26 protein-coding genes are annotated in these 26,613 nt (G+C 47.4%); 15 read left to right on the forward strand and 11 right to left on the reverse strand.

Translation table 11 applies throughout. The features are described 5' to 3' along the window. The 4 genes from VM802_RS02615 to VM802_RS02630 form a co-directional block, all read right to left on the reverse strand. On the reverse strand, positions 1-569 hold a 569-nt coding region (locus tag VM802_RS02615), incomplete at its 3' end, for a hypothetical protein (RefSeq protein ID WP_325527673.1). After that, positions 566-1,255, reverse strand: a complete 690-nt coding sequence (locus tag VM802_RS02620) for a glucosaminidase domain-containing protein (protein WP_325527675.1) — start codon at positions 1,253-1,255, stop codon at positions 566-568. The genes VM802_RS02620 and VM802_RS02615, both read right to left, overlap by 4 nt. Positions 1,256-1,462: 207 nt before the next feature. Then, a complete protein-coding gene (locus tag VM802_RS02625; RefSeq protein WP_325527677.1) occupies positions 1,463-1,834 on the reverse strand; it encodes a DUF779 domain-containing protein in 372 nt (123 codons plus the stop codon). 79 nt (positions 1,835-1,913) lie between these two features. After that, a complete protein-coding gene (locus VM802_RS02630; protein WP_325527679.1) occupies positions 1,914-3,458 on the reverse strand; it encodes an aldehyde dehydrogenase family protein in 1,545 nt (514 codons plus the stop codon). A 279-nt stretch (positions 3,459-3,737) separates the two neighbouring features. Between VM802_RS02630 and VM802_RS02635 the strand changes: the two genes are divergently transcribed. After that, the gene (locus VM802_RS02635) at positions 3,738-5,081 is read left to right on the forward strand and encodes an amidohydrolase family protein (protein WP_325527681.1); all 1,344 of its coding nucleotides are present in this window, start codon (positions 3,738-3,740) and stop codon (positions 5,079-5,081) included. Between the two features lie 8 nt (positions 5,082-5,089). Here the strand turns inward: VM802_RS02635 and VM802_RS02640 are convergent, their stop codons facing one another. Then, on the reverse strand, positions 5,090-7,324 hold the full coding sequence (locus tag VM802_RS02640) for a TonB-dependent receptor (protein WP_325527683.1): 2,235 nt from the start codon (positions 7,322-7,324) through the stop codon (positions 5,090-5,092). A gap of 431 nt (positions 7,325-7,755) precedes the next feature. Between VM802_RS02640 and VM802_RS02645 the strand changes: the two genes are divergently transcribed. From VM802_RS02645 to VM802_RS02660, 5 genes are all read left to right on the forward strand, one after another. After that, a complete protein-coding gene (locus VM802_RS02645) occupies positions 7,756-10,095 on the forward strand; it encodes a glycoside hydrolase family 95 protein (RefSeq protein WP_325527685.1) in 2,340 nt (779 codons plus the stop codon). 522 nt (positions 10,096-10,617) lie between these two features. Continuing rightward, entirely contained in the window at positions 10,618-10,974 is a 357-nt protein-coding gene (locus VM802_RS02650; protein ID WP_325527687.1) for a hypothetical protein, read from the forward strand. Between the two features lie 25 nt (positions 10,975-10,999). Further along, a complete protein-coding gene (locus VM802_RS32290) occupies positions 11,000-11,107 on the forward strand; it encodes a RagB/SusD family nutrient uptake outer membrane protein (protein ID WP_524537090.1) in 108 nt (35 codons plus the stop codon). A 21-nt stretch (positions 11,108-11,128) separates the two neighbouring features. Further along, entirely contained in the window at positions 11,129-13,174 is a 2,046-nt protein-coding gene (locus tag VM802_RS02655; protein ID WP_325527689.1) for a sulfatase-like hydrolase/transferase, read from the forward strand. Positions 13,175-13,382: 208 nt separating this feature from the next. Continuing rightward, positions 13,383-14,165, forward strand: coding sequence for a DUF3050 domain-containing protein (locus VM802_RS02660; protein WP_325527691.1), 783 nt, complete (start codon positions 13,383-13,385; stop codon positions 14,163-14,165). A 289-nt stretch (positions 14,166-14,454) separates the two neighbouring features. Here the strand turns inward: VM802_RS02660 and VM802_RS02665 are convergent, their stop codons facing one another. Then, positions 14,455-15,525: a SagB family peptide dehydrogenase gene (locus VM802_RS02665; RefSeq protein WP_325527693.1), complete on the reverse strand. Its 1,071-nt coding sequence runs from the start codon at positions 15,523-15,525 to the stop codon at positions 14,455-14,457. Further along, entirely contained in the window at positions 15,503-15,751 is a 249-nt protein-coding gene (locus VM802_RS02670) for a hypothetical protein (protein WP_325527695.1), read from the reverse strand. The genes VM802_RS02665 and VM802_RS02670 overlap by 23 nt, the downstream gene beginning before the upstream one ends. A 145-nt stretch (positions 15,752-15,896) precedes the next feature. On the opposite strand from VM802_RS02670, the gene VM802_RS02675 reads away from it, so the two are divergent. From VM802_RS02675 to VM802_RS02690, 4 genes are all read left to right on the forward strand, one after another. Continuing rightward, the gene (locus VM802_RS02675; protein ID WP_325527697.1) at positions 15,897-16,463 is read left to right on the forward strand and encodes an RNA polymerase sigma factor; all 567 of its coding nucleotides are present in this window, start codon (positions 15,897-15,899) and stop codon (positions 16,461-16,463) included. A gap of 59 nt (positions 16,464-16,522) precedes the next feature. After that, positions 16,523-17,545 carry a FecR domain-containing protein gene (locus VM802_RS02680; RefSeq protein ID WP_325527699.1) on the forward strand — a complete coding sequence of 341 codons (1,023 nt, stop codon included), beginning with the start codon at positions 16,523-16,525 and terminating at the stop codon, positions 17,543-17,545. 86 nt (positions 17,546-17,631) lie between these two features. Next, positions 17,632-20,244, forward strand: coding sequence for a TonB-dependent receptor (locus VM802_RS02685; protein ID WP_325527701.1), 2,613 nt, complete (start codon positions 17,632-17,634; stop codon positions 20,242-20,244). A 3-nt stretch (positions 20,245-20,247) separates the two neighbouring features. After that, positions 20,248-21,102, forward strand: a complete 855-nt coding sequence (locus VM802_RS02690; protein ID WP_325527703.1) for a DUF4249 domain-containing protein — start codon at positions 20,248-20,250, stop codon at positions 21,100-21,102. 77 nt (positions 21,103-21,179) lie between these two features. Here the strand turns inward: VM802_RS02690 and VM802_RS02695 are convergent, their stop codons facing one another. Beyond that, positions 21,180-21,659 (reverse strand): GNAT family N-acetyltransferase, encoded by a 480-nt coding sequence (locus VM802_RS02695; RefSeq protein ID WP_325527705.1) that lies wholly within the window; start codon positions 21,657-21,659, stop codon positions 21,180-21,182. A gap of 229 nt (positions 21,660-21,888) precedes the next feature. Between VM802_RS02695 and VM802_RS02700 the strand changes: the two genes are divergently transcribed. From VM802_RS02700 to VM802_RS02710, 3 genes are all read left to right on the forward strand, one after another. Further along, on the forward strand, positions 21,889-22,260 hold the full coding sequence (locus VM802_RS02700) for an SCP2 sterol-binding domain-containing protein (RefSeq protein ID WP_325527707.1): 372 nt from the start codon (positions 21,889-21,891) through the stop codon (positions 22,258-22,260). A 16-nt stretch (positions 22,261-22,276) separates the two neighbouring features. Then, the gene (locus VM802_RS02705; RefSeq protein ID WP_325527709.1) at positions 22,277-22,531 is read left to right on the forward strand and encodes a hypothetical protein; all 255 of its coding nucleotides are present in this window, start codon (positions 22,277-22,279) and stop codon (positions 22,529-22,531) included. A gap of 279 nt (positions 22,532-22,810) precedes the next feature. Next, positions 22,811-23,083: an RNA recognition motif domain-containing protein gene (locus VM802_RS02710; protein WP_325527710.1), complete on the forward strand. Its 273-nt coding sequence runs from the start codon at positions 22,811-22,813 to the stop codon at positions 23,081-23,083. A 47-nt stretch (positions 23,084-23,130) separates the two neighbouring features. On the opposite strand, the gene VM802_RS02715 is transcribed toward VM802_RS02710, so the two are convergent. Next, complete coding sequence (locus VM802_RS02715; protein ID WP_325527712.1) at positions 23,131-24,129, reverse strand: terpene synthase family protein; 999 nt, start codon at positions 24,127-24,129, stop codon at positions 23,131-23,133. Between the two features lie 188 nt (positions 24,130-24,317). Between VM802_RS02715 and VM802_RS02720 the strand changes: the two genes are divergently transcribed. Then, positions 24,318-24,512 carry a hypothetical protein gene (locus VM802_RS02720; protein WP_325527714.1) on the forward strand — a complete coding sequence of 65 codons (195 nt, stop codon included), beginning with the start codon at positions 24,318-24,320 and terminating at the stop codon, positions 24,510-24,512. A 9-nt stretch (positions 24,513-24,521) separates the two neighbouring features. Here the strand turns inward: VM802_RS02720 and VM802_RS02725 are convergent, their stop codons facing one another. Both VM802_RS02725 and VM802_RS02730 read right to left on the reverse strand, forming a co-directional pair. After that, positions 24,522-24,704, reverse strand: a complete 183-nt coding sequence (locus tag VM802_RS02725; RefSeq protein WP_325527716.1) for a hypothetical protein — start codon at positions 24,702-24,704, stop codon at positions 24,522-24,524. Next, the gene (locus tag VM802_RS02730; RefSeq protein WP_325527717.1) at positions 24,697-25,836 is read right to left on the reverse strand and encodes a PepSY-associated TM helix domain-containing protein; all 1,140 of its coding nucleotides are present in this window, start codon (positions 25,834-25,836) and stop codon (positions 24,697-24,699) included. The genes VM802_RS02725 and VM802_RS02730 overlap by 8 nt, the downstream gene beginning before the upstream one ends. A 547-nt stretch (positions 25,837-26,383) precedes the next feature. Between VM802_RS02730 and VM802_RS02735 the strand changes: the two genes are divergently transcribed. Further along, on the forward strand, positions 26,384-26,613 hold a 230-nt coding region (locus VM802_RS02735), incomplete at its 3' end, for a hypothetical protein (RefSeq protein ID WP_325527719.1).

The following is a 26,613-nucleotide window of genomic DNA, read 5'->3' on the forward strand; positions in this document are numbered from 1 at the left end:
GGGAACATTGCATTATATTCCTGCCTGGATGTGCTGATGATCCTTCCAAATTTTTTTGTCTCTTTTATATTTTCATCTGTGATCAGGTTGATGTTGTCATTAACGGGATTCAACACGCTTACGGTAACACCATCTTTGAAGATGAACGGATTGCCATTTTCATATACGATTCCTTTTACCGGAAACTGCCCGTTGGATGCACCGTTGATACTTTTTATAAGGAGCATGGAGTTTTTATAATCCAGTTTTCCGGTGAGATTAACGCAGGCCGAAATAATCCAGGTGGCGATTTTACGTGCATCGGCATTCGCCATATATACCCTGGCTGTGTTGCCGCTAAATTTATATTCGTAAAGTGAAACGTTTACGCCTTCCCAGTCTTTTAATGTATCAGTTGTGGATAGCAGTTTGCCTTCCATGTACCGTCCTTTGAGAACGGAGTTGGTTACCCGCTTTGCGATTGTCTGAAGGCTGTCGCTCAGGAATTTTTCTTTTAATATGTCAGACTGACAAAAGCCGGCTGTGCTGATCAAAGCGCAGCAGATCAACAGAAGAATGGTGCGGATCATAAGTTATATTTTTTAATGACTTTTTGAATGGCGTTTCTGTAATAGTTTCCCCCTTTATGATTATATCCCAGGTTAGCTATGTCATAGGCATATATTACGGATGCGTCTGTGCCGGACATCCCCTTACGCAGATTCTGCTGATAATTGACGATGGCGGGTTTATATCGCTGATTCTGCAATAAGGTGCCTGCCAGGTATAAAATGCAGTCTTGTCTGGTGGGGAATTTCCGGTAGCGGTTATCCATCCGGATGCTTTCATCAAATACCAGTTGCCCTTTACTGGTTCTTTCTATGATCCGGATATACTTTCCTTTGAATTCATCCGGTTGTCCTTTCAGCACATAGGCTGCTATTGAATCGGCTGTAATCTTTTTGATCCCGAAGAGATTGTTGGCGTAATATCCTATTCTGGTAAAACCACAACCGCTCTCAATGATGGCCATTGCCATAATCGTTTTTGGGGGCAGGTTAAGGTGAGGAGCAAGGCTGTCTATGTAAGGCTTTAATGACAGGATGAATGCATTCCGTTCGGCTTCGGTGGGGTGCCCTGTGGCACTCAGGTAGCAGTTGTCGTTCATGCCATTTGCCTTATCCTCATTGGGGGTGGGTGGGAAGCTGATGTTTTGTCCATACAATAGTACAGGCATAAAGGTAAGGAGTGACAATACAGCAATTCTGTTTATCATAGTCAGGTGTTTGGAGGTTACAATAAATCCGGGCTCTTTTCTCAGAAAATACAGGAAGGCCGGGGCTAATCATTCTTTTTGGGGCATTTATTCTCGCTAAAGTTACAATAATGGGTCATATATTCATAAAAATGTTGTGTACTGATTTGAGGCAACTGCAGAAGCATTCCGGCAGTCATTTAACTAAAAGACTATTATCTGTCCGCTTTAAGTTTTCTTCATAACCGGTACGAGCTGTGCTTCTTCTTCCTCCGTGAACACATGTGAGCGAATGATAAACCTTACGCCCAGCGGAATTTCAAGAGAGAAGCTGGCGCCTCTTCCGGGAGTTACATCTACTGTAAGCTGTGTATGTTTCCAGTATTCGAACTGATCTTTGCTCATCCAGAAATTACAACCGGCAATGCTGCCGAGGCAGATGTCACTTTCGCCGGTTTTAAAGTCACCTTCTTCAAAGCACATAGGAGCGGAGCCATCGCAGCAGCCGCCACTCTGATGAAACATCAGGCGGCCGTATTTCTTCTGCAGCTCATCCACTATTTCCCGGGCTGCGGGTGTAATCAATACTCTTGCTGTCATGATCTGCTTTTTTATATGAAAGCAATAGGCAGACGGGCACTCATGCACCCACCTGCCGTTTTAGTAACACTTAAAAAAATCAGAAGAATCCCAGTTTTTGTTTGCTATAGGATATCAGCATGTTCTTCGTCTGACGATAATGTTCGAGCATCATTTTATGGCCTTCCCTTCCGAAGCCTGATTTTTTATAACCGCCGAAGGGAGCATGTGCCGGGTATGCATGGTAGTTGTTTACCCATACCCTGCCGGCTTTAATGGCTCTAGGCACCTGATACAATTCATGAGCATCGCGGGTCCATACGCCAGCGCCGAGGCCGTAAAGTGTATCGTTGGCGATGTCTATGGCTTCTTCAGTAGATTTGAAAGTGGTCACGCATACCACGGGGCCGAAGATCTCTTCCTGGAAGATCCTCATTTTATTATTCCCTTTGAAGATGGTGGGCTGTATATAATAGCCGCCTTCCAGTTCGCCTGTTTGTTTGTTGATGTCGCCGCCAGTGAGTACTTCAGCGCCTTCGTCTTTACCAATTTGCAGATAGGAACGGATCTTTTCGTATTGATCGTTGCTGGCCTGTGCGCCTATCATCACGGTGCTGTCCAGCGGATGGCCTGTTTTGATTGCTTTGGTGCGTGCAATGACGCGGTCCATAAATTTACCGTAGATACTTTCATGCACCAGTATGCGTGAAGGACAGGTACATACTTCACCCTGGTTGAGAGCGAACAGTACGGCGCCTTCGACGGCCTTGTCGAAAAATTCATCATCTGCATCTGCTACGGAGGGGAAGAAGATGTTAGGCGATTTACCACCCAGCTCCATTGTAGCAGGAATGATATTCTCTGATGCGTATTGGAGGATCAGCCGGCCGGTAGTGGTTTCACCGGTGAAGGACACTTTAGCGATGCGTGGGGAAGTGGCCAATGGTTTACCTGCTTCCGGGCCGAAGCCTGTCACGATATTCAATACACCAGGAGGTAGCATATCGCCGATGAGTTCCATCAGCACCATTACTGAAGTAGGTGTCTGTTCTGCTGGTTTGACCACGGTACAGCAGCCTGCAGCAAGCGCCGGAGCTATCTTCCAGGTGGCCATGAGCAACGGGAAGTTCCAGGGGATGATTTGTCCTACTACGCCTAGCGGTTCATGCAGCACAATGCTCACGGTGTGTTCATCAAGTTCAGCGATAGCGCCTTCTTCACCACGGATCACGCCGGCAAAGTAGCGGAAGTGATCTACGCAGAGCGGCAGATCGGCTGCGCGCGTTTCGCGGATAGGCTTGCCGTTGTCAATTGCTTCTACGGTGGCGAGGTATTCCAGGTTGTCTTCTATCACCTGTGCAATTTTCAGCAGGAGGTTACTACGTTCCGCAGCGGAGGTTTTACTCCAGGAGGGAAAAGCGGCATGGGCTGCATCGAGTGCGGCTTCTATATCTTCTTTAGTACCGCGGGCCGCCTGGGTAAATACTTTCCCATCAATGGGAGAGGGATTGTCGAAATATTCGCCTTTAACGGGGGCAACAAATTTTCCACCGATGAAGTGGTCATAACGGGCTTTGAACTTCGGCCGCTGTACGATGTGGGCAGGAGCTGCCTTTTCGTCAGCCTGAGCTGTTACTGTAGACATAGATAGTCGTTTTAAGGAATAAGCAAATAACTTGGGCTACTAAATAAGGCATATCCGCTGCTTCTTTATAGCACGATCCTTTCATTTCACAGCATGATTTTTCCAGTTTTTTGTATGATGGATATATTTTCCCGAAGCGACCTGAGAATCCGACGGGGTGTATTGCCCTTGCTGTTGACTTGTTTAAGAAAATTGAAGGCATCGCACCGAAACGGTACTGCCTATTGATAATAACAGAATAAGATATTATTTTAGGAAACGGAAACAGCCCTGAATAACATGAAGAAAACCCGCATACCCGCCGTATTCGTAGCGACAGCAACATTATTTTTCACAGCATGCAGTCATCCACAGAAAGATGCCCTGCTGCTGAAAGATGTCACTTTAATTGACGGAACCGGCGCCAGCCCGGTATTGCATACAGATATTCTGATTAAAGGCGATACTGTGGCTGCGATAGGAAAAAACCTTGACAGCAGCAACGCTACCGTAGTTATGTTGCAGGGTAAAACGGTGATGCCTACACTGATTTCTGCGCATTCACATATCGGTGTCCTGAAAGGCACTACCAGCAAGCCGGAAAACTATACCCACGAGAATATTCTTTCGCAGCTTAAAAAGTATCAGGACTATGGCGTGTTGCATGTGATGGCGCTGGGCAGCGACCTTCCTTATCTTTTTGAAAGCGGCATCCGTGATTCTTCAGCGGCAGGACTATGGCCCGGAGCCAGGTTGCATACAGCAGGATACGGTTTCAGTGTGCCGGATGGAATGCCACCGATGGATCATTTGTTCAGGCCCGCTAATGTAGCGCAGGTATCTGTTGAAATGGACAGCCTGAAGCAGCTGCATCCGGATATGGTGAAGATGTGGGTAGATGATTTTGGAGGCAAAGCCCCGAAGATGAAACCAGCAATTTACAAGGCCATTATAGATGAGGCGCACAAGCGGCAGCTCCGGGTAGCGGCACATGTATATCATCTTGCAGACCTGCAGCAGCTGGTGGCTGATGGAATAGATGTGATCGCACACAGTGTTCGTGATGCAGTGATTGATGATACTACCATTGCACAGATGCGGGCTAAGCATATTATCTACATTCCTACACTTTCCCTGGATGAATTTGCTTATATCTATGCAGATAAACCGGAATGGATCAATGATGCATTCTTCAGAAAATCCCTGGAGCCTGGTGTGTACGAAATGATCACTTCCGAAAAATTTCAAAACGACCTGAAGAATGACCCGGCATTAGCAAAGAACACGGCTGCATTTCAGACAGCGTTGAAGAATCTGAAGAAAGTATATGCGGCAGGTATCCTGGTAGCGCTGGGTACTGATAGTGGCGCAACACCGCTGCGGGCGCAGGGATTCAGCGAACACCTGGAACTGGAACTCCTGGTGCAGGCAGGGCTTACACCTCTGCAGGCTATCACCGCGGCTACCTTCAGCGCCGCGCGGGCGCTGAAGGTAGCCGGGAAGTCAGGCACTGTAACCCCCGGTAAAACTGCCGACCTGCTGATTGTTGACGGTGATCCACTGAGCAACATAAAAAATACACGGAATATTGTTGCGGTGTATAAAGCCGGGAAAGAAGTGAGCAAAGGCCCACTCAGCAAATAATCACCTCATCACTGTTTGCGGCGTTGCCGGTGGTTGTCGAGGTTCAGGTATACTTTCATCCTCAGGTTCCTGCCTGCTCCGCTGATACCGGAAGCAAAGACGCGATAGTTCTGATCAAGGATGTTTTCCAGTGCAGCCTGGATCTTTACGCAGTCAGTGATGGTCCACATGGAGGAAAGGTTCAGTGTATACCACGACGGCATGCCTTCTGTGGTGGCGTATTGCTGGTTATCTTCTCCATACGGATTGTAATCATGCAGTTTTTTCCATCCGTTATACAGCGCATATATTTCTGTATCCACCAATTTATGCTGATAGCGGATGCCTGTTTTGCCGAATACGGGCGGGATGTGGTCCATCGGTACTTCTTTCCCATCTGCACCTTTATACCGGCCGTAGGTATAAGTAATATAGCTATATAACTGGAAGCCGGGCATGAGATGAAGTTTCACGTCGCCCTGGAAGCCGCAGATGTAAGCGCTGGCTTTGTTCTGGTTGGCTGCCACAGGAGTTGGTTTGCCATCATATATTACGGTGTCTGCCCCATTGAGGGAAAATTTGTCCAGCGCAATAGCATTGTGAAAGAGGCTGTAGAAACCATTCACTTCTGCAAACAACCAGCCATTGAAGATACGGTTGAGGCCCACGTTGAAGTTATACGTTTGTTCCGGTTTAAGTTGGGTGTTCGGAACAATTAACTGCTTTCCGCCGGCAGACTCGAATACTTTAGCCATATCGTCAATATTGGGTGCGCGGAAGCCAGTGGAGAAATCAGCGGAGAGTTTACTGTTGGCATCCGGCAGGTAAATGATGCCTGCATTGGCGCTGTAGGTGACATTCCGCTGTGTTGCGGTGGTGAAGGGAAGGTGGAGGATAGCGGTATCTACAAAGGTACTGTTGAGCGTCACATAGTTGATGCGGAGACCGTCGTTGAGTATTAGCTTACCGGGGATGATCTTATAAAGATGTTGTACATATGCGCCTGTGTAGTTCATGTTGTTCTTACCGTCGGGGTAGCGGGTATCGATGCGATAGTTTTTTATGTCGTTGCCAATATTCTGTTCATAGGCGGTAGAGTTGAGGAAATTGAATTGCCCGTCGATGCCGATGTTCATCTCATGTCTTCCTGTGCTTTTACGCAGGTCTGCACTGACGGCCACCACCTGAATATCCTCTATGCGGTGCGCCCTGTAATCATTCCGGTAGGCCCGCTGCATGCGGCTTTCCTGTATTTTCTGGTAGTTTGCACCTATCATCAGCTGATCAAAGAACTTACCCATAGTTTTGTTACTGTATTGGTAAGCGGCCATCAGTCTTTCCTGCGGGCCGTAGTACCATTCGGCCCAGCGCAGCTGACCGTTGCGGGTATCGGTGAGTCTGTCGTATCGTGGAATATCGCTGCTGGTGGAATATTGCATATTCAATTCATGCACCTGGCCGGATGTTGGTTGCCACAGGAACTTCTGGAGCAGATCAAATTGTTTATAGTCGCTGGCCCGCTGTACATTGGCATCCGGGTTGGTAACGACGGAGTCTCTGCCGTTTATGCGGTCTATGTATTTTGGTCTCTTCCCAACATCTCCATAGAACGGATTGCGCTGATCTCCTTGTCGCAGGTTGCCAAAGCTGCTGTAGCTAAAGGATGTAAGCGATGCTACTTTCTTTCCGCCGATATTAATATCCGCATGACCGGTGTATTCCTGGTAAGCGCTGCTGTGGGAACCGGAGAGACTGGTTTTTACCAGCAGCCTGTTATCTGTGGTGAGCAAGGGTTTCCGGGTACGGAAGTGAATCACGCCACCCAGCGCATCGGAGCCATAGATGGTGGAGGCGGGACCGTATAGGATTTCAACTTTTTCGAGGATGTCGTCATCAATAGTGATCACATTCTGTAAGTGCCCGGTGCGGTAGATGGCATTGTTCATACGTACGCCGTCAATCACCAGTAGTATGCGGCTGGCTTCAAAGCCGCGCAATACGGGGCTGCCGCCGCCCAGCTGACTGCGTTGCACGAATACCTTGCCGCTTTGTTCCAGCAGGCTGCCTGTATTGTTGGACAGGGAAGATTGTATGTCTTTCAGCTGCAATACATCTACTTTCTGTGCTATATACCTGCTTTTCTCTTCAAACTTGTTGGCTGTAACAATTACTTCGGCAATGGAGTTGACAGAATCACGCTGCTGCCCGTAAGCGAATGCCGGGAGAATGCAGAACAGGAGGGTAAGGGTGGTAAAGCGCTTCATACAGATGAATATAGTGTGGTTGATAAATACGCTGGAATGATCGTCGTGGTATTGTTCCGATACAGCTACAGTTATTCACGGGTTATACAGGTACTCTTGCCAGGAATGGTGGATGGATACAGTATTTCAGGTGTTTCCTGGCGTCTTTCCATTGATCACAAAAAAGAAACGGAACTGCTACAAAGGTTGAATAATCACGAATGCGTTTAAATAAATATAACAATATTTTCCAGAAAAGTATGACTGTTATGTTTATATTGTGGGCGCTTCCGGCTGTAACATGGCCTGAGCCTATGATTAACAGCAGTGAACAACGTTGAAGGCTGCAGGTGAAAATGAAGATGATCTGTTTGGCATAAATCCCTTTAAACTGTTCACCCTTAATGCACATATATTTTACATATACCAGGAAGTTTCCCTTATTAACAGATATGAAGTCAGGATTTCAACTTATTTGCTGGCTGTGCCTTGCGCTGTTTAATGCCCATGCACAGCAATCTTTATTATGGTATACCAAGGCGGCGGACAAATGGAACCATGCACTGCCCATCGGCAATGGAAGAATGGGCGCTATGATATTCGGCAAAGCCGATAATGAAGTCATACAATTGAATGAAGAAAGCCTGTGGGCAGGCAACCAGGTGAATGATAACAACCCCGGAGCGAAGGCGCGTATCATGGAGATCCAGCAGCTGATTGTGAACGGGGATAATAAACAGGCCACTGAGTTAAGCAAGAAGTATTTGCTGGGCACTCCTCCAGAGTTGAGATCGTATCAGACGTTGGGTAACCTGCTATTGTTTTTTGATCATGCCGGTACAGTGGAGCAATACCGCCGCAGCCTGGATCTTGAGACAGGCGTGGTGTCCGTTAGTTATAGCGTTAACGGGGTACGTTATACCCGTGAGGCGTTTGCTTCTGCACCGGATAACTGTATTGTGGTGCATATATCTGCATCGAAGCCTGGCAGTCTGAACTTCAGGCTGGGGCTGTCGCGCAACAGAGACGCTACAGTAACTGCTGCTTCGGGCAGTACACTTATAATGGATGGCCAGATCATCGACAGCGTATCGGCAAAGGCCGGCAAAGGTGGCAAGGACATGAAGTTTAACGCCCTGGTGAAAGTAATGGCTGATGCAGGAAAAACGGAAGCAAAAGGGGGTGAGGTCGTTGTTACCGGTGCGTCAACCGCTACGGTGATTATTACTGCGGCAACAGATTACAACCTGCAAAAATTAAATTTCGACAGGTCTATCAACAGCAAGGAGATCTGTAGTTCAATTATATCCGATGCCGCCAGGTATCCTTATAAAGAGTTGTTGAGAAGGCATGAAGAAGAATACAGTAAAGCATTTGCGCGGGTGAAGCTGGACCTTGGCGGGGATAACTTCTCCGACATACCTACCGACCAGCGGATGGAAAAAGTGCGCAAGGGCGCTATAGATAACCAGCTTGCAGCGTTGTATTTTCAGTTTGGCCGCTACCTGCTCATGAGCAGCTCGAGAAAGCCGGGTGTACTGCCGGCAAATTTGCAGGGGATCTGGAACAATGACTATGCTGCGCCCTGGAATGCGGACTTCCATACCAACATTAACCTGCAAATGAATTACTGGCCGGCTGATGTGGCCAACCTACCTGAAACATTTATGCCTTTCGCGCACTTTGTGGATCAGCTGCGTGTTCCAGGCAGGCAAACCGCGAGAGAAATGTATGATGCAGAAGGATGGACTATTCATCACTGCACCGATGTTTTTGGCAGAACCGGTATTCACGATGGGGTGGAATGGGGTGCTTCGCCACTGGCTGCTGCATGGCTTTGCATGAATCTGTGGGAACATTTCCGCTTTACGTCAGACACCGCTTATCTCAGGAATCTGGCCTACCCTGTTATGAAGGAGGCGGCGGAATTTGTGCAGAGCTTCCTGGTAAAAGATAAACATGGGTATCTCGTCACGGCTCCTTCTACATCACCTGAAAATAGTTTTATCCTGCCAGGCGGAGAACGCGGTCAGTTTACGTACGCACCAACCATAGATGTGGAACTGATCATGAGCCTGTATCATGGTTGCCTGGAAGCAGGACGTATATTAAAAGATGACCCTGCCTTTCTGAAAGGACTGGGTATGACATTGGCTCAACTGCCGCCAATAAGTATCAGTAAGCGTACTGGCGGTATCCAGGAATGGATAGAGGACTATGAAGAAGCAGAACCCGGCCACCGGCATATTTCGCATCTGTTAGGATTATATCCCGGCGAGACTATTAAGCCTGCTGATACATTATTATTCGAAGCAGCGAAGAAGACACTGGAGAGAAGGCTTGCCAACGGAGGCGGACATACCGGTTGGAGCAGGGCCTGGATTATCAATTTCTATGCGCGCCTGCTGGATGGTGAGAAAGCATGGAAAAATGTGCAGGCATTATTGCAGAAGTCTACGTTGGATAACCTGCTGGATGTACATCCGCCGTTCCAGATCGATGGTAATTTCGGTGGTACGGCCGGTATTGCTGAAATGCTCCTGCAAAGTCATAACGGCTATATTGAGCTGCTGCCTGCATTGCCCGCTGCGTGGAGCAATGGCGAGGTGGACGGACTGGTAGCGCGTGGCGGCTTTACCGTTAAAATGAAATGGAAGGAAGGTAAACTTATTGATGCGTCGCTGCTTTCAGAGAAAGGAGGCGCCCGTAAAGTGAAATATCATAACACGCTTATTGACATAAACGCCAAAGCAGGGCAGGTATATTCATTGAATAAAGAACTGCTACAGTAACATTTCCTGATTTTTGATGCAGGTATGACAAGCTTTTAGTTTTTAGCCGTTAAAACTAACGGCTAAAAACTGAAAGCCCCTCATTTTAATATATATCCATGATTCCATCTGGTGGGTGCTCCCGCGCATTTGGAAATATAAACCTCCTTTTGTATCATTGCACTGATCAGCTGTCTTCGTCAACCGGCAGCAGTATATAACGGGGAATGCAGCAACGTAATTTGAAGTGAGCAGTGAATGGAATACGGATCGATCAGATGTCCATACAGTAAGTTTCCCGGCTTAAAGATTTTGCGCTTGCCTGAATGAAAAGCGAACCATTACAGGCGACTATGAACAATGATGACTTTTGATTGTCAGCCATCGTTATTGCTATTAACCAACACCAACATTTAGCCTGAATCATCGGTTCAGGTATTTATCTTTTTTCAGAAGAGCCGGATACCCACCAATATCGGATCAAGTAGAGTAGTATATCATTTTTCGTACTGGCGATGATGATATACATTAATAATAATAAAAGTGAACGAAAAAATATTCAACAAGCTCTCCGGAGAAAAGGCTTCACCTGTTGAAGATCCGCCACCATCAATAGCGGATGACAACAGGGAATGGCAAGGTCCTGCTGCTCTTTCAGAAGAGGAGGGGAAACACTTTAACGCGCCCTATACTTCACGAACGGAGCTAACAGCGGCATTCATTGACAATATGATTGAAGCAGACCATGAAGCTGGTCAATTAAAGCGCCACCGCATGCTTATTATCGTTGCAGCCGCCATTTGGGTGATGGTCATTAGTGTGGTCCTTTGGCTTATATTCACCGGAGGACAAAAAGAACAGCAGAAAACCGGGACGATGGATCAAAAAAGGGACGAATGATCTGCTTGAGAATGTTGCCGTACCTGTGCAGAATGGCGCTACAGAAGGATATATGGATTACTATTTATCGCCACTGCCCTCCAATGAAGTAGTTTTAAATCCGGCATTGATACAAAATCCGGGATGGAATTAATACGATAGAAAAACTTGAGTTATGATTCGATTTAAGCTGACGTCTTTGCTGGTAGTTACTTTCATGGGGTGCATGAAATTTACTTCCGCACAAAATAATGGAAAGGCAAAACCCAATATCATCTTCATCCTGGTAGATGATCTGGGGTATGGAGATGTAGGCGTATTTAACCAGCACCTGCGGAAGGCGCAGCAGAACCCGGCGGTGCCGTATCTTGTTACACCTTCACTGGACCGGATGGCTGCATCAGGCGCGATCTTTTTACATCAGTACTGTAATGCACCGGTGTGCGCGCCTTCCCGCGCTTCGCTGATGACAGGTGTAACGCAGGGCCATGCCCGTGTGAGAGATAACCAGTTTGATAAAGCGCTCGAAGATAACTATACTATGGCCGGCACCCTGAAGCAGGCAGGATATACTACAGTGGCCATCGGAAAGTGGTGTTTGCAGGGGCAAAAGGAGTGGACGGCCCATCCGCTGAAACGCGGATTTGATCAATATTACGGTTATATCAGACATGCTGACGGCCATGAACATTATCCGCATGAAGGATTGTACAGGGGCATCAAGGAAATGTATGATGATACCACCAATGTAACAGCGGGGCTGGAAAAGTGTTACACCGGCGACCTATGGACCGCCAGAGCCAAACAATGGATCGTCAGTCATGCCGCAAAACAGCAACAGGTACCTTTCTTCATGTATCTTTCATTTGATACGCCACATGCCACCATTGAGCTGCCAACACAGGAATATCCCAAAGGGAGCGGTTTACATGGCGGACTGCAATGGCTGGGTACTCCGGGGCATATGATCAATACCGCCAGCGGCACCGTTGATTCCTGGATAGCGCCGGTGTTCAGAAATGCCATGTATAAAGATAATAAGACCGGAGAGCTGAAGCCCTGGACGGATGTGGATAAGCGCTATGCCACCGTAGTACAGCGTCTCGATCAGCAGATAGGTGATATTCTTCAGTTGTTGAAAGATCTGAAGATAGATAAGAATACACTGGTCGTGTTTTCTTCCGACAACGGTCCTTCAGCAGAATCCTATCTACCGGAAAAATATACGCCGGAGTTCTTTGATGGCTACGGTCCGTTTGATGGTATCAAGCGCGACACATGGGAGGGTGGCGTGAGGATGCCGGTGATTGCACAATGGGTGGGTGTTATTGCACCCGGAAAGAAAATCATGGTTCCCTCTATGTTGTCCGACTGGATGCCCACCTTCCTGGATGCCGCCGGAATGACCGCGCCTGCGCGGACTGATGGTGTTTCATTGCTACCATCGCTCACCGGCAGAGGAAAGCAACAGAACGGTCAGGTGTATGTTGAATATTTCGAGAACGGCGAAACACCAGCTTATCCTGCATTTGACAAATCGCATGCAGGCCGCCGCAGACGCCAGATGCAGCTGATCCGTATGGACAACTATGTAGGCGTACGTTACGATATCCGCGGGGCTGATGATGATTTTGAAATATACAACGTAATGAACGATCCGAAGGAGACGCGTAACCTGGCGGCACAGCTGCCGGATCTTGAAACGAAGATGAAGGCAAAGGTTATGCAGGTACGTATGCCGGACCCCGAAGCGCCGAGACCATATGATCAGGCGTTGATCCCTGCTGTAACATTGAATGTCACCACGCCCGGTATCCGCTGGAAGTTATACAATGACCAGGCGCCGTGGGTTGCATCGACTGAAAGCCTCTCGCCGCTGAAATCCGGTGTGGCGGCTGATTTGCAGCATATTGACGAAAGTGCAGCCGGACTTGTTACCTGCCAGACCTATATACGCGTGCCTGAAGATGGCATGTATACTTTTTACCTGAAGGCTGGTCAGCAGGCTTTTTTACGCATACATGAAGCGGCGGTGATCGATGAGGATTACGGATATGTGCCTGGTACAGAACGGAGTGCCGTGTTACCATTGAAAAAGGGATTGCATCCTCTCAGCATTGTTTATCGCAACATGAAAGCGGATCGGCCTTTATCATTGCAGTGGCAAGGACCAGGGTTTGACAGACGTGAAGCAGGGAAGACTGATTTTTATAGACAATGATGAATCCGCTAACGGATTTATGATAAGTATAATGCTAAGTAGCAAGTTGTCTGAATTAGCTACGGTAAAGAGTTTAAACCCCGGGATAATTCCCGGCTGCAGCACGGCTTCAATAAATTGACAGTACCTTCGTGCCCTCAGGCGCGCGCGCTTTTTGTTAGAGAGAAGATAAAAAGACAATTTTTTTTCACACCTACAAAAAGCAATTATGTCAACATATAACACAGAGCTTATCAGGGAAGCTATACAACCTGTTCGTAAAGCTCTTACTGCACATCCGCTGTACGCGACAATGAGAAGTATATCAGACATTCGGGTATTTATGAAGTATCATGTTTTCGCCGTATGGGATTTTATGTCGTTATTGAAATCTTTACAATTGCAGCTCACCTGTACAGATATTCCGTGGATACCCAAAGGGAGCGCGGCTACACGATTCCTGATCAATGAGATCGTAACCGGCGAAGAAAGTGATGTGGATCAAAACGGGCAGCGGGTAAGCCACTATGAGCTGTATCTTACTGCAATGGAACAGGCAGGCGCCAGCAGTGAAGTTATCAGAGAGTATATGCATTATCTTAACAATGGCTATACTGTACAGACGGCGCTGGTTGCAGTGAATGCGCCGGCGGCTGTCCAGCAGTTTGTGCAATATACCTTTGATGTGGTGCAGCATGAGCCGGTGCATGTGCAGGCGGCTGTTTTTACCTTTGGTCGTGAAGACCTTATACCGGACATCTTTATGCCCATCGTCAGTGATCTCGACAAGCAGTTCCCTGAACAGGTAAGTATCTTCAAATATTACCTGGAGCGGCATATCGAAGTAGACGGCGATCATCATAGTCTGTTGGGTATGGAGATGGTAAGGGAACTGTGCGGTGATGACCCGAAGAAATGGGAGGAGGCCATCGATGCGGCAAAAAAAGGTCTGGAAATGCGGCTGGTATTATGGGACGGCATTACATCAGACATGGCACTGCACACTAACTAGTAAGAACGGGCTGGTACAGTAAATTCCGATCAGGCATATCACTACTATCCGAAAAAAATCCACGGTAAGAACAGTATAACAGTGAACCCTTCGTTTATTCATACATAAGCTGATTTCACTCACTCGTTGTTCGTTGCGTTTGCAACTGTCGGTATTCTTCTATTTTCCAGGTAGGTGATAGTACCCATGATCTTTAATATAGCACGGTTGATTCATACATCGTATCAGAAGAGGATAATAATAGGAAAAGAACCGGATGATGTTATGCGGTCAGCATTTCATTATCCGGTTATCCGGCCATTCCGATGGCGCCACCGTACAAAACGATTTCCTGTATGCCGTCGATCTTCAGAAATTTTTCGATCTTCTTATCCTGAATGGCTGCAGTGGTAAATACACCTAATTGCAATGCTGTGGCTGAGAGGTGGAAGGTTTGGCCAAGGTGGCCGCAGTCGAGCAATAGTACCCTGTATGCACGGGAGTGATCATACTTCCACATGCTGCGTTGTACCATCGCTGTGAATATAAATGTTACGGCGGCGTTGCTGACCCAATGCTGACCGGAGAAGAAATCGAGCAGCTGCTTGCGGGCAGGCAGGTGGTTGACGAATGTGAGGGCATTTGTCTCTACTTCGTAATGATATACTGCCGGTTCAATCGATTCTACATTTTTTACGAAGGCATATAATTCAACAGGATGCCTGGCGCCGCCTGATGGTGAGGTTTTGATGACTCTTTTGTCGATTTTGGCATCGTCATAAAAGCGGCTATAGCCCGCAACCAGCTTTACAAAGGAGCTGAAGGCGCTTTTGGATATGGGCGTATCTTTAAAGTTTCTGCATGTTCTTCGCCGAAGGAGCACATCCCAGAAATCAACCGGAGGCAGGAAAGGATCATCCAGCTTTATTTTGGTGGTGTTATCACTTGTTTTGAATGGGGAAGGAGGAGGATGTGTGACTGCTTTCTTCTCCAGTTGTCTTCTTACCTCTTCCTGGTCGAAGTTATATTTCACGGAAGCGGTGCCATAATGAAAGTACTTCGCGTTAAGATCCCATTTCCAGTTTTCTTCCAGGCGACGGTCGTGTTGCTCTCGCCGGGAGCCTGCTATCAGCAATAGATTGAGCCGTATCATCTGGTGGATGATATCATTGATGGCGGGTATATGCAGGAACCGGTTGCTGAGCTCATGGCTGTATACCGGATTGGTGGCAGCAGACAGGATATCGAGCACCAACAGGTTGGCTGTTAGTGAGGTGCCCGTCAGATAATTTTCAATGGTCATACTGCCATCTTTCCAGTATTGCAGCAGGCTGAATGCTCTGCGAATCAGCCGGGAGTCAGACGCAGCAGGTGTTTCCATGGTAGCCGTAGCCGGCTATTTTAAGTCTGGATGCTGGTTTTTTGGAAAAGGTAAATACTAATTCTGCTGCTTCTGAAGGATTGAGTTTCTGGTATTGCCTGGTGAAAGCATTCATTTGCTCTTCTGTCAGTTCTATCTGGATCTGGCGTTTACTCGCTGCTTTTTTGGTTTGTTTCTCCGCAGCGGCAGGGGAAAGTGAGGGAGTGGTTTTTACTTTCTTTGCCATGGTGTTGGGGTTTAATACTATTAATTTACACAAATATCGTCAGATGTACAATATTTATTTACTGTAGAAAGAACGGTCAGGTAATCAAAATAAGAAACTTTTAACAAGTGATTTACTACCTTCGGCGCTGATTTTTATCCGCTACATGTCAACACCTAATCCGCATAATACTCCGGACACAGAGTTGTGGCAACTTGTCCGGACGGGCAACCTGCAAGCTTATGAAGAGATATATGAACGTTACTGGGAACCCCTGTACGAAAGCGCTTACTGGCGCCTGTATGACAAAGCCGCCGCCAAGGATATTGTACAGGAAGTATTTATTTACTGCTGGCAGAAAAAAGAACAGATACAGATCTCTGAATCTGTGGGAGCCTATCTTCGTGCAGCCGTCAGGTTTAGGATACTGAATCACCTGAAATCGGAGCAGGCGAGGGAGAAGTACAGCCAGCTGGCTGGCCGGGAACTACCCGAAATCACGCACGCTACAGAGGAGTCCATCGCAAGTGCCGACCTGCTGGCTACCTATCAGCGCCAGTTGCAGCGCCTCCCGGAAAAAATGCGGCAATTGTTTATCGACAGCAGGGATCATGGTCTGTCGGTACGTGAGATCGCGGAGAAACACAGCCTGTCTGAGCAAACCGTTAAGAACCAGCTATCAGCTGCCCTGAAAAAACTGCGGGAAGGATTGGGTAATTTCTTCCAGGAATAATTTTTTTTCTTCAACATAGTACTACCACATTTCGAGGATTGTCTATTAAACAACAGCATATGAGTCACCCTGATCAACAAATCATCGATCTTCTGCTTGAAAAGCATGCTCTCGGTATCTGCACACCGGAAGAATGCGCTGTATTGGAAAGATGGTATGATGCATTTCCTGCTGACGGTCCTGTATTTGAAAATGGTGCAGAGAAACAGGATATACGGGAGTCGTTGAAAGCGGGGGTTTTTGGGGTGATTCAACAGGAAATAAATGAGACAGCCACGACGCCTGAAACAGTCATGCATGTGGCAGCAGCCGCCGAAACTGTACCGGGGAACGGGCCTTTCCGGAGCATGTATTGGCGTGTTGCCGCGGCGGTGCTGGTGTTGATCGCTACAGGGAGTTTGTTCTTCCTCTTCAAAAGCAAGCCGGCACCACTGACATATACAGAGGTCTCCGCTCCGGCGGGCAGGAATATCTTTCACCTGCAGCTCCCTGACGGCTCAGCGGTATGGCTGGAACCCGGATCCAGGCTGCGTTATGCGAACCAGTTCGGAGAGAAAAGCCGCAACGTGCAGATGATAGATGGTCTTGCTTACTTTTCGGTAGTGCAGGGCGCTTCACATCCTTTCACGGTCAGCGCTGCCGGTATACAGGCAAAGGTGCTGGGCACTGAATTCAGTGTGAAGGCTTACCGCGGATTACCGGATGTACAGGTGTACGTCAGTTCCGGCAAGGTACAGGTATCCGACAGCAGTCATGTATTAGGCATCCTGGCAGCTGGCCAGCAGATTGTATACGCACAAACAACCGGAACGGTTACACGTATGGACGGAAAGCAGGATGACTGGCGCCACGGAACCATAGCACTGCAGGGTGTTTCTTTCGCGGAAGTAGCCTGCATACTGCAGAACCGCTACGAAATACAGGTTGGCTATGATGCAGCGAAAATGTCTCCCTATCGTTTCACCTTGCGGATATCCGCCAACATGTCGCTGGCGGAAGTACTGGAAATGCTGAAAGACCTGAGTGGTCTGAATTATACGCTCAATAACGGCCATGTAACTGTCACCGGCGTACAACAATAATCATTCGACAACAATACTGTATCCCTGTATAAACGGCTGCAACATGCGGCACGGGGAAGCCATGCTTTTAAAAAACGGATAAGGTAATGCAACGACTTTTAACTGTACTGTTTCTGTTATGCGGACTGGTAGCCTCCGCTCAGCAAAATGAAACGAAAATAACTATAAGTATTCCTGCCACTACGCTGGAAAATGCGCTGAAGTTGCTGGAGCAACAGACACAGATTCATTTCTCCTACGAGTATACACGCATAAAAGGTATAACTGTAGACGCACATACCTATAAGGATGTCACATTGGAAACCATATGCAGAGAGCTATTGAAGGGCACTACACTTATTTTCAAACGCAGCGGGGATCAGGTAATCATCGGGCCTGCCAAACATGCGCGCACCCTGAGCGGGTATGTAGAAGATGCGGCTTCGGGTGAAAGGCTGATCGGCGTATCATTGGCGGTACCAGCGCAACAGTCTGGTGCGATCACTAATGCTTATGGGTTTTACAGCCTTACATTGCCCGGAGATTCTCTTCGTCTGCTGGTGTCGTACGTCGGCTATGAACGCCTCGATACCACTGTGTCGATGCATAGTAGTACCAGTGTCACTTTCCGGATGAAGGCGCTCAACCGTCAGCTGGGAGAGGTCACTATTCGCGGTGCAGCTGCGGAAAAGATTGAAGCGTCATCGCAGATGAGCCGTATTAATTTATCTGCGGCTATGGTACAGTCCACACCGCGCCTCTTTGGAGAAGCGGACTTGTTTAAGACACTACAACTGTTACCTGGTGTGAAACAGGGAACAGAAGCTACCAGCGCTTTGCTGGTACGCGGCGGCACACCAGACCAGAACCTCATCCTGCTGGATGGTGCGCCGCTTTATAATCCTATGCACCTGATGGGCATATTCTCCACTTTCAACACGCAGGTACTGAAAGATGTAACCCTTTATAAAGGGGCATTTCCGGCGCATTACGGTGGCAGGTTATCTTCCGTGGTAGACATCTCCACCAAAGACGGGAACATGAATAAAGTACAGGGAAACTTCTCCATTGGCCTGCTGGCAACGCAGGCCATGCTGGAGGGGCCTATCAAAAAAGGGAAGACGACTTTCCTCATCTCTGCCCGCAGATCTTATCCTGATCTCTTTTCAAAGTTATATCTCAATGGCCAGGACGATCCACCGGAAAAGTTCCGGCTCAACTTTTATGATCTTAATGCCAAACTGCATCATAAATTTTCTGACAAAGACAAACTGTACATTGGCTTTTACGCAGGCCGCGATAAGTTTGAAACACGCTACCGGTACGTGGATCCTAAGAACGGGAACTACTATGTTGCCGATGCCGGCGGACAATGGAGAAATTATGCGGGTACTATCCGCTGGAACCATGTGTATTCGCCAAAGCTGTTTTCCAACATAATGTTGATCGGAAGCGACTATCGCTTTAAATCACTTTTCGCACAGGAAGGAGTGAGTAACGGAGAGGCCTATACGGACCTGCAGCAACTCAGCTCCGGTATCCGGGATTACGGAGCCAAATGGGACTTTGAATATCAACCCAAACCCGCGCATTCCATTAAAGCGGGCGCCTCTTATATGTTCCGCGTTTTCACACCTGGCGCCGTGCGCACGAGACAAACGGAGAAAGATCGGGTAACCGCGGATTCCACGAACAACAACAATAAAATTCATGCATCCGAAATAGACCTGTATGCCGAAGATGACTGGGAGATTTCCCGTCGCCTCAAGCTCAATGCCGGATTGCATCTCAGTGCATTTAACGTATCGGGGCGCTTTTATCATTCTATACAGCCACGCCTGAATGTGCGTTATCTTTTGCCAGGTGACTGGGCTTTAAAGGCTTCCTATTCCCGCATGACACAATATATTCATCTGCTGGCCAGCAACTCCATCTCACTCCCTACGGATCTGTGGGTACCCGCAACTGATAAAATAAGACCCCAGGAGGCAGACCAGTTTGCCATTGGTATTGCCCGTAACATATTTGGTGACAAATTTGAATTTTCTGCGGAAGGATATTATAAGCAGATGCATAACGTAATTGAATACAAGGAAGGGGCCGACTATCTCAGTACCAGCAAAGGTGATGCCTGGCAGGGCCAGGTGGCAGCGGGCGATGGAAAGGCATATGGGCTGGAACTGTTGTTGCAGAAGAAAACAGGGCGGCTTACAGGCTGGGTGGGATATACACTCGCATGGGCCAACCGCCAGATCCCGGGGGTGAATTACGGCAGAGAGTTTCCTTACAAGTACGATCGTCGTCATGACTTCCACCTGGTAGGAGCTTACAAACTGACCAAGGGTATTGAGCTTTCTGCCTCCTGGATCTACCAGAGCGCTTCGCCATTTACAATACCAGTGGCATGGTATATGGGGATACAGGACCCTGTTGGCCAAAACGGAGAGTGGAGACTGTCCCAAAATGTAGCACACATCAATTCGCGTAACAATGTGCGCATCATGCCGTATCATCGGCTTGATATGGGTATCAGCTTCATCAAATACAAAAGGAACGGGATGGCGCGTACCTGGAATATAAGCCTGCTCAATGTATATAACCGCTATAATCCTATATTCTATTATCTGGAGAATTACAGCAAAGATGGCACCAAAGCTGAATTGTCTGCGGTGAACCTCCTTCCTTTTATGCCAAGTATTTCTTACAGTCTGAAATTTTAAAAGATGAAGATGAAATTGTTTCTGCTGCTGACGCTCACTGCATGCAGCTGTAAAAAAGATGTCACAATAGACCTGCCTGAAGAAGTGAATAAACCGGTACTTAATTTACTGATGAGTAAAGACAGCCTGATGGTGGCACAAGTAACACTTGCCAGCCGTATCGGGCAGTGGAAGTTGCCGGCGCCAATAAGAAATGCTGAAGTGAAATTATACGAGAACGATGTGTTTAAAGAAAATATGACACTGCTGGATAAAGACTGGGTGGTATTCTACAAGAGTACTATCAAAGCGCAGGAAGGAGCTACCTATCGCATTGTTGCCAGTATACCCGGTTATACAGAGGTGGAAGGCCGTGATATGATTCCGGAACCGGCAAAAGTGGGAGAGGTCCGGTTAAAAGTAGTTACAGACAATGATGGCGGTACCAAAGGAATTGTTACGGTGGAGCTGCATGACAAGCCGCGAGAGAAGAATTATTACCGCATAAGAATATACGCACTTGATACATTCGATGGCATTCCGGTAAGGATGCCGATGTATTTAAAGTCCACCGAGCCTCATGATGTATTATTCGGAGGAAAAGAACGGGATACTTTTTTTACGGACGATGTTTTTTTTGACGGTCGCAGCCCGCGTTTCAGCTTCGTTACGTCACTGAGACGCAACAATCCTGAAAAGGTAGTCGCGGAGGTGACCTCGCTGACGTACAACAGTTACAATTATCTCTTCAGCAGCTTTATGGCGAAGGAAAAAAATGAAGACCCTTTATCGGAGAAAGTAATAGTGTTTAATAACATTTTAAATGGACTGGGTATCGTAGGAGGAATGACGCCGCAAGACCATCCGGCTCTGCCCTGATACCCTGGTTAAACGGAATCCCTATCTTTAATGCTATGCGGTTCCATGTTCTGGTGAGCATGGAGCCGCTTTTTCGTTTAGCCGTGGGGGTATTGATCAGGGGGAAGTTCTTTCCGGCGCTGTATGGTGTTCCACTGTTCCGGGGTCATTTCAAATTTGATCTCATCTTTGCCATGCACGCCGGTTTCTGTCCAGCCAGACTTTCTGTAAAAGGTTTCCGCCCTGGTATCAGGGGCCGTTCCCAGCCATACGCTGTGATGCGTTTGGGAGAAGTACCAGTTGAGCATGCTGTCGTGCAGTTGTCTGCCAATTCCCTGTTTGTCGAATCCGGGGAGTACAAACAGCGCCCAGATATTATTTGCTTTCAGATCAGCAATAGCAAATCCAACTACCTGGTTATCTATTTCGCAAACCCAGCCTTTTCCTCTTACAGTGATATACTCCTGACAGTCCTGGTCCGTTACCAGAGCGGGGTTGGACAAGGTATTTTCTTTGACAGCGTTCCTTACGTTCTGTATCTGTTTAATATCAGTGATAACAGCTTCTCTGATGTGCATGGGGTTTATTCGTTTACTTTTCTGATTAAAGGTAGTAATAAGAGCAGAAGTGCGGTGAAATATCCAGCCGGTGATGTTGCTGTCGGGTTTCACCGGTTGTACTTAACTTTAATATTGTAGCCCTTACCGGTAAGTATTATCACTGCAGTGTTTAATTTGTTAATTCACGGAACCCAAATATTGAAGCGATGCCTCAATACTATTCCCTCATTCATTAAACCCAAGGCATATGACAAATGCATATTTCACGTTGCAAAACCTTACCGGCCCTACCAGTAAAGATATCAGTACCACTTTCCAGCGGATGTCTGAGTTAATCAGGGACGACGGAGAGCCTGGCCAGTTGCTGGTACAGATCCTGGATGGCCCGGAATCATCACATTGGACCATTACCATATCTCAGGATGGTACCCGCCTGACTACGGAAAAGAACGAGCACGCTGACTTTGAAATTATCACCACCGCTGACACCTGGTGGCAGATCGCCACAGGCACATTGTCTCCGTTAAAAGCGTTTCTCCAGGGAGATTTGAGAATAACAGGAGACTACCAATGGGGAAAGAAAATATTACAGCAACTAAAAAAATCTGAAAACAGATAAAAAGGAGGATAACATTATGGCCACAGCAACCGGACCCGTTAATTGTGTGTTGATAACCACAGGGGTATCCTATGTAAGCGTACAGGATACGGCAACAAACAGGGCAGTACCCTTCATATTATGGAATAGCCTGGATGGACAGCCATCTTCCACCTGGGAAATAGAGAACATGTGGGTATCCATGTTAAAAGATGCGCGGAACAACGGTAAGGTAGTTACCGTCAATTCCGTAAGTGATACCAGCGCCATTATCAGCAGCGTACAGATATAACCTGTCGCAGATGCCGCTGCCTGCACTGGCGGAATCAGTGCGAATTTTATATATCCGGTCACGGCCTCACGTGAAGCTGGGGCTATGGCCGGAATGCAGGAAAAGGGGAGCCTGGGACTGAATGTTTTTCCTTAAATAGGTACAGATGCAAATAATAAATGTATATTTGAGCTGATAATTTGAGTTCTACGCTTCTGTAAGCTATCATTTCTACACTCACGGAGTTTATCGTTACACCTGCATTTTTCTCAAATATTCTGTCATTTTATTTTTTTTTTCATGAACATTTTTGTCTCCAATCTGGGGTTTAACTTTTACACAGAAGAACTTGTTAACCTGTTTATCGAATATGGTGTGATCACGGGTGCATCAGTAGCTACCGACAGATACACCGGTAAAAGTAAAGGATATGGTTTTGTTGAAATGCTTAATCGGGATGAAGGCGAAGACGCCATCAGTAAGCTGAACGGCATGGTAATAGATGGCCGCAGTATCAGTGTGGCGGAAGCTAAACCGCCCAAAAGACCAACATTTACACCACGCCGTTACTGATTCCCTGCGGATCATCCGGGCAGGCTGCCGGTCATGATGTAATAAAACTACAGATATGACTCCGGAAACCCTGGCTGATCCGCCGTTGTTGCATTATAGGCATGATACCGCCGGGTGGTCCGTCCCCAGGCGCAATAGCCTCCGATCAATTTTCCCAGCCCTGTAACATGCGCCTGTACGGCGGTGGTTATTTCTTCCGGCAACCGGAAGGACTGGCATATGACGGGTATCTCATTTTCCAGCACGAAGAAGCGTTCGCACCATTCATGGATCATCTTACAGGTGGTGTCAATAGCTTCATGCCTGGAACAATGGCGTTCATGTTGCAGCAGGATGGCAATATTATGTATTTCGCCTCTTTTCTCTTCCTTTTCGAGGGAATGAATATCATTAGCAATACTGATTACATCACAGCAGATGTTATGTAGCTCCCGTATCTGTGGCATGGCCCGTAATGCCGGCGGTACCTCAAAGCCCTGTACCTGTTCCAGGTAGGCAATCCCTACGTACATATACCCGCTTTCTCTCCGGAAAGGAATGTATTCATCTATCTTCATCATGCTACCGGAGAAACGGTTGTGTGTTTCTACGATATAGGCATTATAGTATTGTTCCCAGGCGGAGCGCAGATGCGCCGTCCACCGGGCAGACATACCCTGTGCTGATCCTGCCCATAGCCCGGAGAAAGCCTGTACCACTGCAGCATCCGGAAAGGAAAATACATGGGGGTCGGTATACATGACGCTGTTCAGATCATTGACGAGCTGCGCAACGAGGTCGGGACGTCTGTCCAGCGCGCCATCCACCTGGTCATCTATCATCGCCGCAAGGATAGGCGCACAAGTGGGTAGCAATATATTTTCAACAGGAGCATCATACCAGCTGCCGCCGAGACCGGCAATATCTGCAGAGAGGTGTTTTAGAACGGCAGCATCGGCGTTAAGCATGCCATAGCTGCGGAACCATTCAAAGACCCGTTGTCTCAGTATGTCTACATCCGGGTAGGGAGTTCCCGGAAAGGGGACATGAATCATTTCCTGGATCATAACCAACGTTTATCATCAGACAGATTAGTGTATAGCAATATTACTATACCGTGCTGCATACAGGTTTCCTCAGGATGCTGATAAACCGTTACTTTTACAGGAATGTAAAAATGTTGGAACGTATATGAAACAGCTGGTCAGCATTATTCAAGAATGATACAATACTGGATGGGGCCGAAGACTTTAAATTGTATGGCAAGATACTCGCGATAAACGAAAAATCAGATTCCGGCCATGAATCGTTATCCCGCCAGCCAAGGTATATCCGTTCCCGGATAACGACGTTCAGAGAGATGGAAACCAATACCGGCCTGCATCACGGTTTCCTGTTCAAGGCGCTGGATGCATGGATCAATCCGACGAGGGATTGGATCTACCGGTAAGTTCCCTTGCTATTCTTTTGTTTTTGCTGTGGGATAAAACCAGTATCTCACCATGAGCACCACGGGTATGCCCAGGGCTATCCAGGAATACACATCCCATATGCCATCGCCGGCCAGTGCCGTGATCAGACCTGATAAAGAGAGCGCTGCAATAAGCAGTGGCTTAGCCCATAATCCGGAGAAATTATTCATGCGTTGCTGCAATTTTTTCCAGTCTGTTCCATTGTGACCTGGTGGCGCTTCTGCGCTCGAACCACAGGTACAGGCCTGTTATAAGGATAATGATAGTGGCGAGGTCAAACAAGGCCCAGATGATTTTCAGCGGTATGCCGCCGTAGTCGCCGAAGTGTAACGGCTCTGATAAAAACAGGGTATTGACATACCACGGCATACGTCGTATGTCTGTCAGCCTGCCGGTCTGTGCATCTACCAGTGCCGGTGTAAGCAGCCTGGAAGTAAGTGCTGTATTACCCCGCATGAATACAGCGTAGTGATGTTTGCTGGAGAACATGGTGCCCGGATATGTAATAATGCGTGGTTCCATATGCGGCGCTGCAGCCTGCGCCACAACCATGGCACTGTCGATAGACGCCAGTTTGCCCTGTAAAGGTTGCTGATGGGCATAAGGCGCTACCATCTCTTTCAGCTGACCCTGTTGCCACATAAACAGCACTACGTCCGACATGGCATTGATGATACCGGTAAGCCCGACTACGCTGGCCCATGCCAGAGAGACAATACCGAGCAGATTATGGGTGTCCAGCCACTGCAGTCTTTTCGACTTGTACTTGCGTACTATGCCAAAGTCGTACTTTTTCATAATACGGCCATATAATACAATACCGGTGATAATGGCAATCACGAAGAGAATGCCCATAAGGCCGAGGAACAATTTCCCACCTATGCCCAGGAACATATTGATATGGATCTTCAGTATGATATCCATGATGCCGTCAGTAGTTGGTTTGTTGAGTACCGCACCGGTATATACGTTTAGGGTGGCATACCTGCTTTTTTCCGGTGGTGCATCTGGTTTGGGGGCGAGATCGAAGGTTACTTTGTTTTTATCTTCATTATCCCAGAAAATATAACGGATATGATTCCCGGGATACTGCGCGGAAGCTACTATGGCCAGAGAGTCCAGCGGAAGCGGTTTGGCGCCCTGAGGGATTTCAGCTACCACCTGTTTTTCAAGTACTTTGTCCAGTTCCTGGTGGAAGATCAGCGGTAGGCCGGTTATACACAGCATCAGCAGGAACAGCGTACATATGAGGCTGGTCCACTTATGCCAGTTGAACCATCGTTTAGCGGTTTTAATATCCATGGGTTCGTTCCGGTTTAACGGAAAGGTAAAGATGCGAACGGAACCGGGTATAGGGTTTGCGTGATTGGGAAATTTATTTATGCAATCGGGAAATTATACTTTGGCATATAGTTGTGTAAAGCGCTCCGGCCACTGCTGTTACAGGATTTTACTGATAGTTTTCTGGTTTACGGTATGTGTACGATGTTTGCTATTTGTGATGTTTTTTTTGCATGACTGCCGCCAGGTGTTTTTTTTCTGTTAAGTTTTTTTTACTTTCGATTTCGTCGAGCACAAAATATAAATAGAGCGATTTCCAGTACGTGATTCATTAACCCGAGGAACTAAACTTGTTTCCCATTTTTAATTAATGACCCTATGAGCTTATTTATTTCAACCAAACTATAGCTGATAGATTTATTCCCTTACAGGGAGTATGATGTTTGTTGTTTCCTATTGCCAATATCCGGTGTACCCCACATGTGGGATAGGGAGGGGGGTGCATGTGCGTCTGTAATGTTGTATAGCGTCGTGAGCATTTTTATCACCATAATTTAAATTCAAAGCAATGAAAAAATTAAATCTGTCGAGCGCGATTGTAGCAACCATGTTTGTTTCTGCTGTACTGGTTTCCTGTAAAAAAAATGAAGCCTCCGTCAATGGGGGAGATACTCCGGTATCATCTATAGATGCAAGGGCGGAAGTGTACCATCCTCAATACATGGGGAGTACCATCCAGGCGTTTTATCGTGGTAACCCGGTAAGCCTGCTGGAGATTGAGAACGGCAGGTACCTGCT

This window comes from Chitinophaga sp., assembly GCF_035538455.1.
Lineage (GTDB): Bacteria > Bacteroidota > Bacteroidia > Chitinophagales > Chitinophagaceae > Chitinophaga.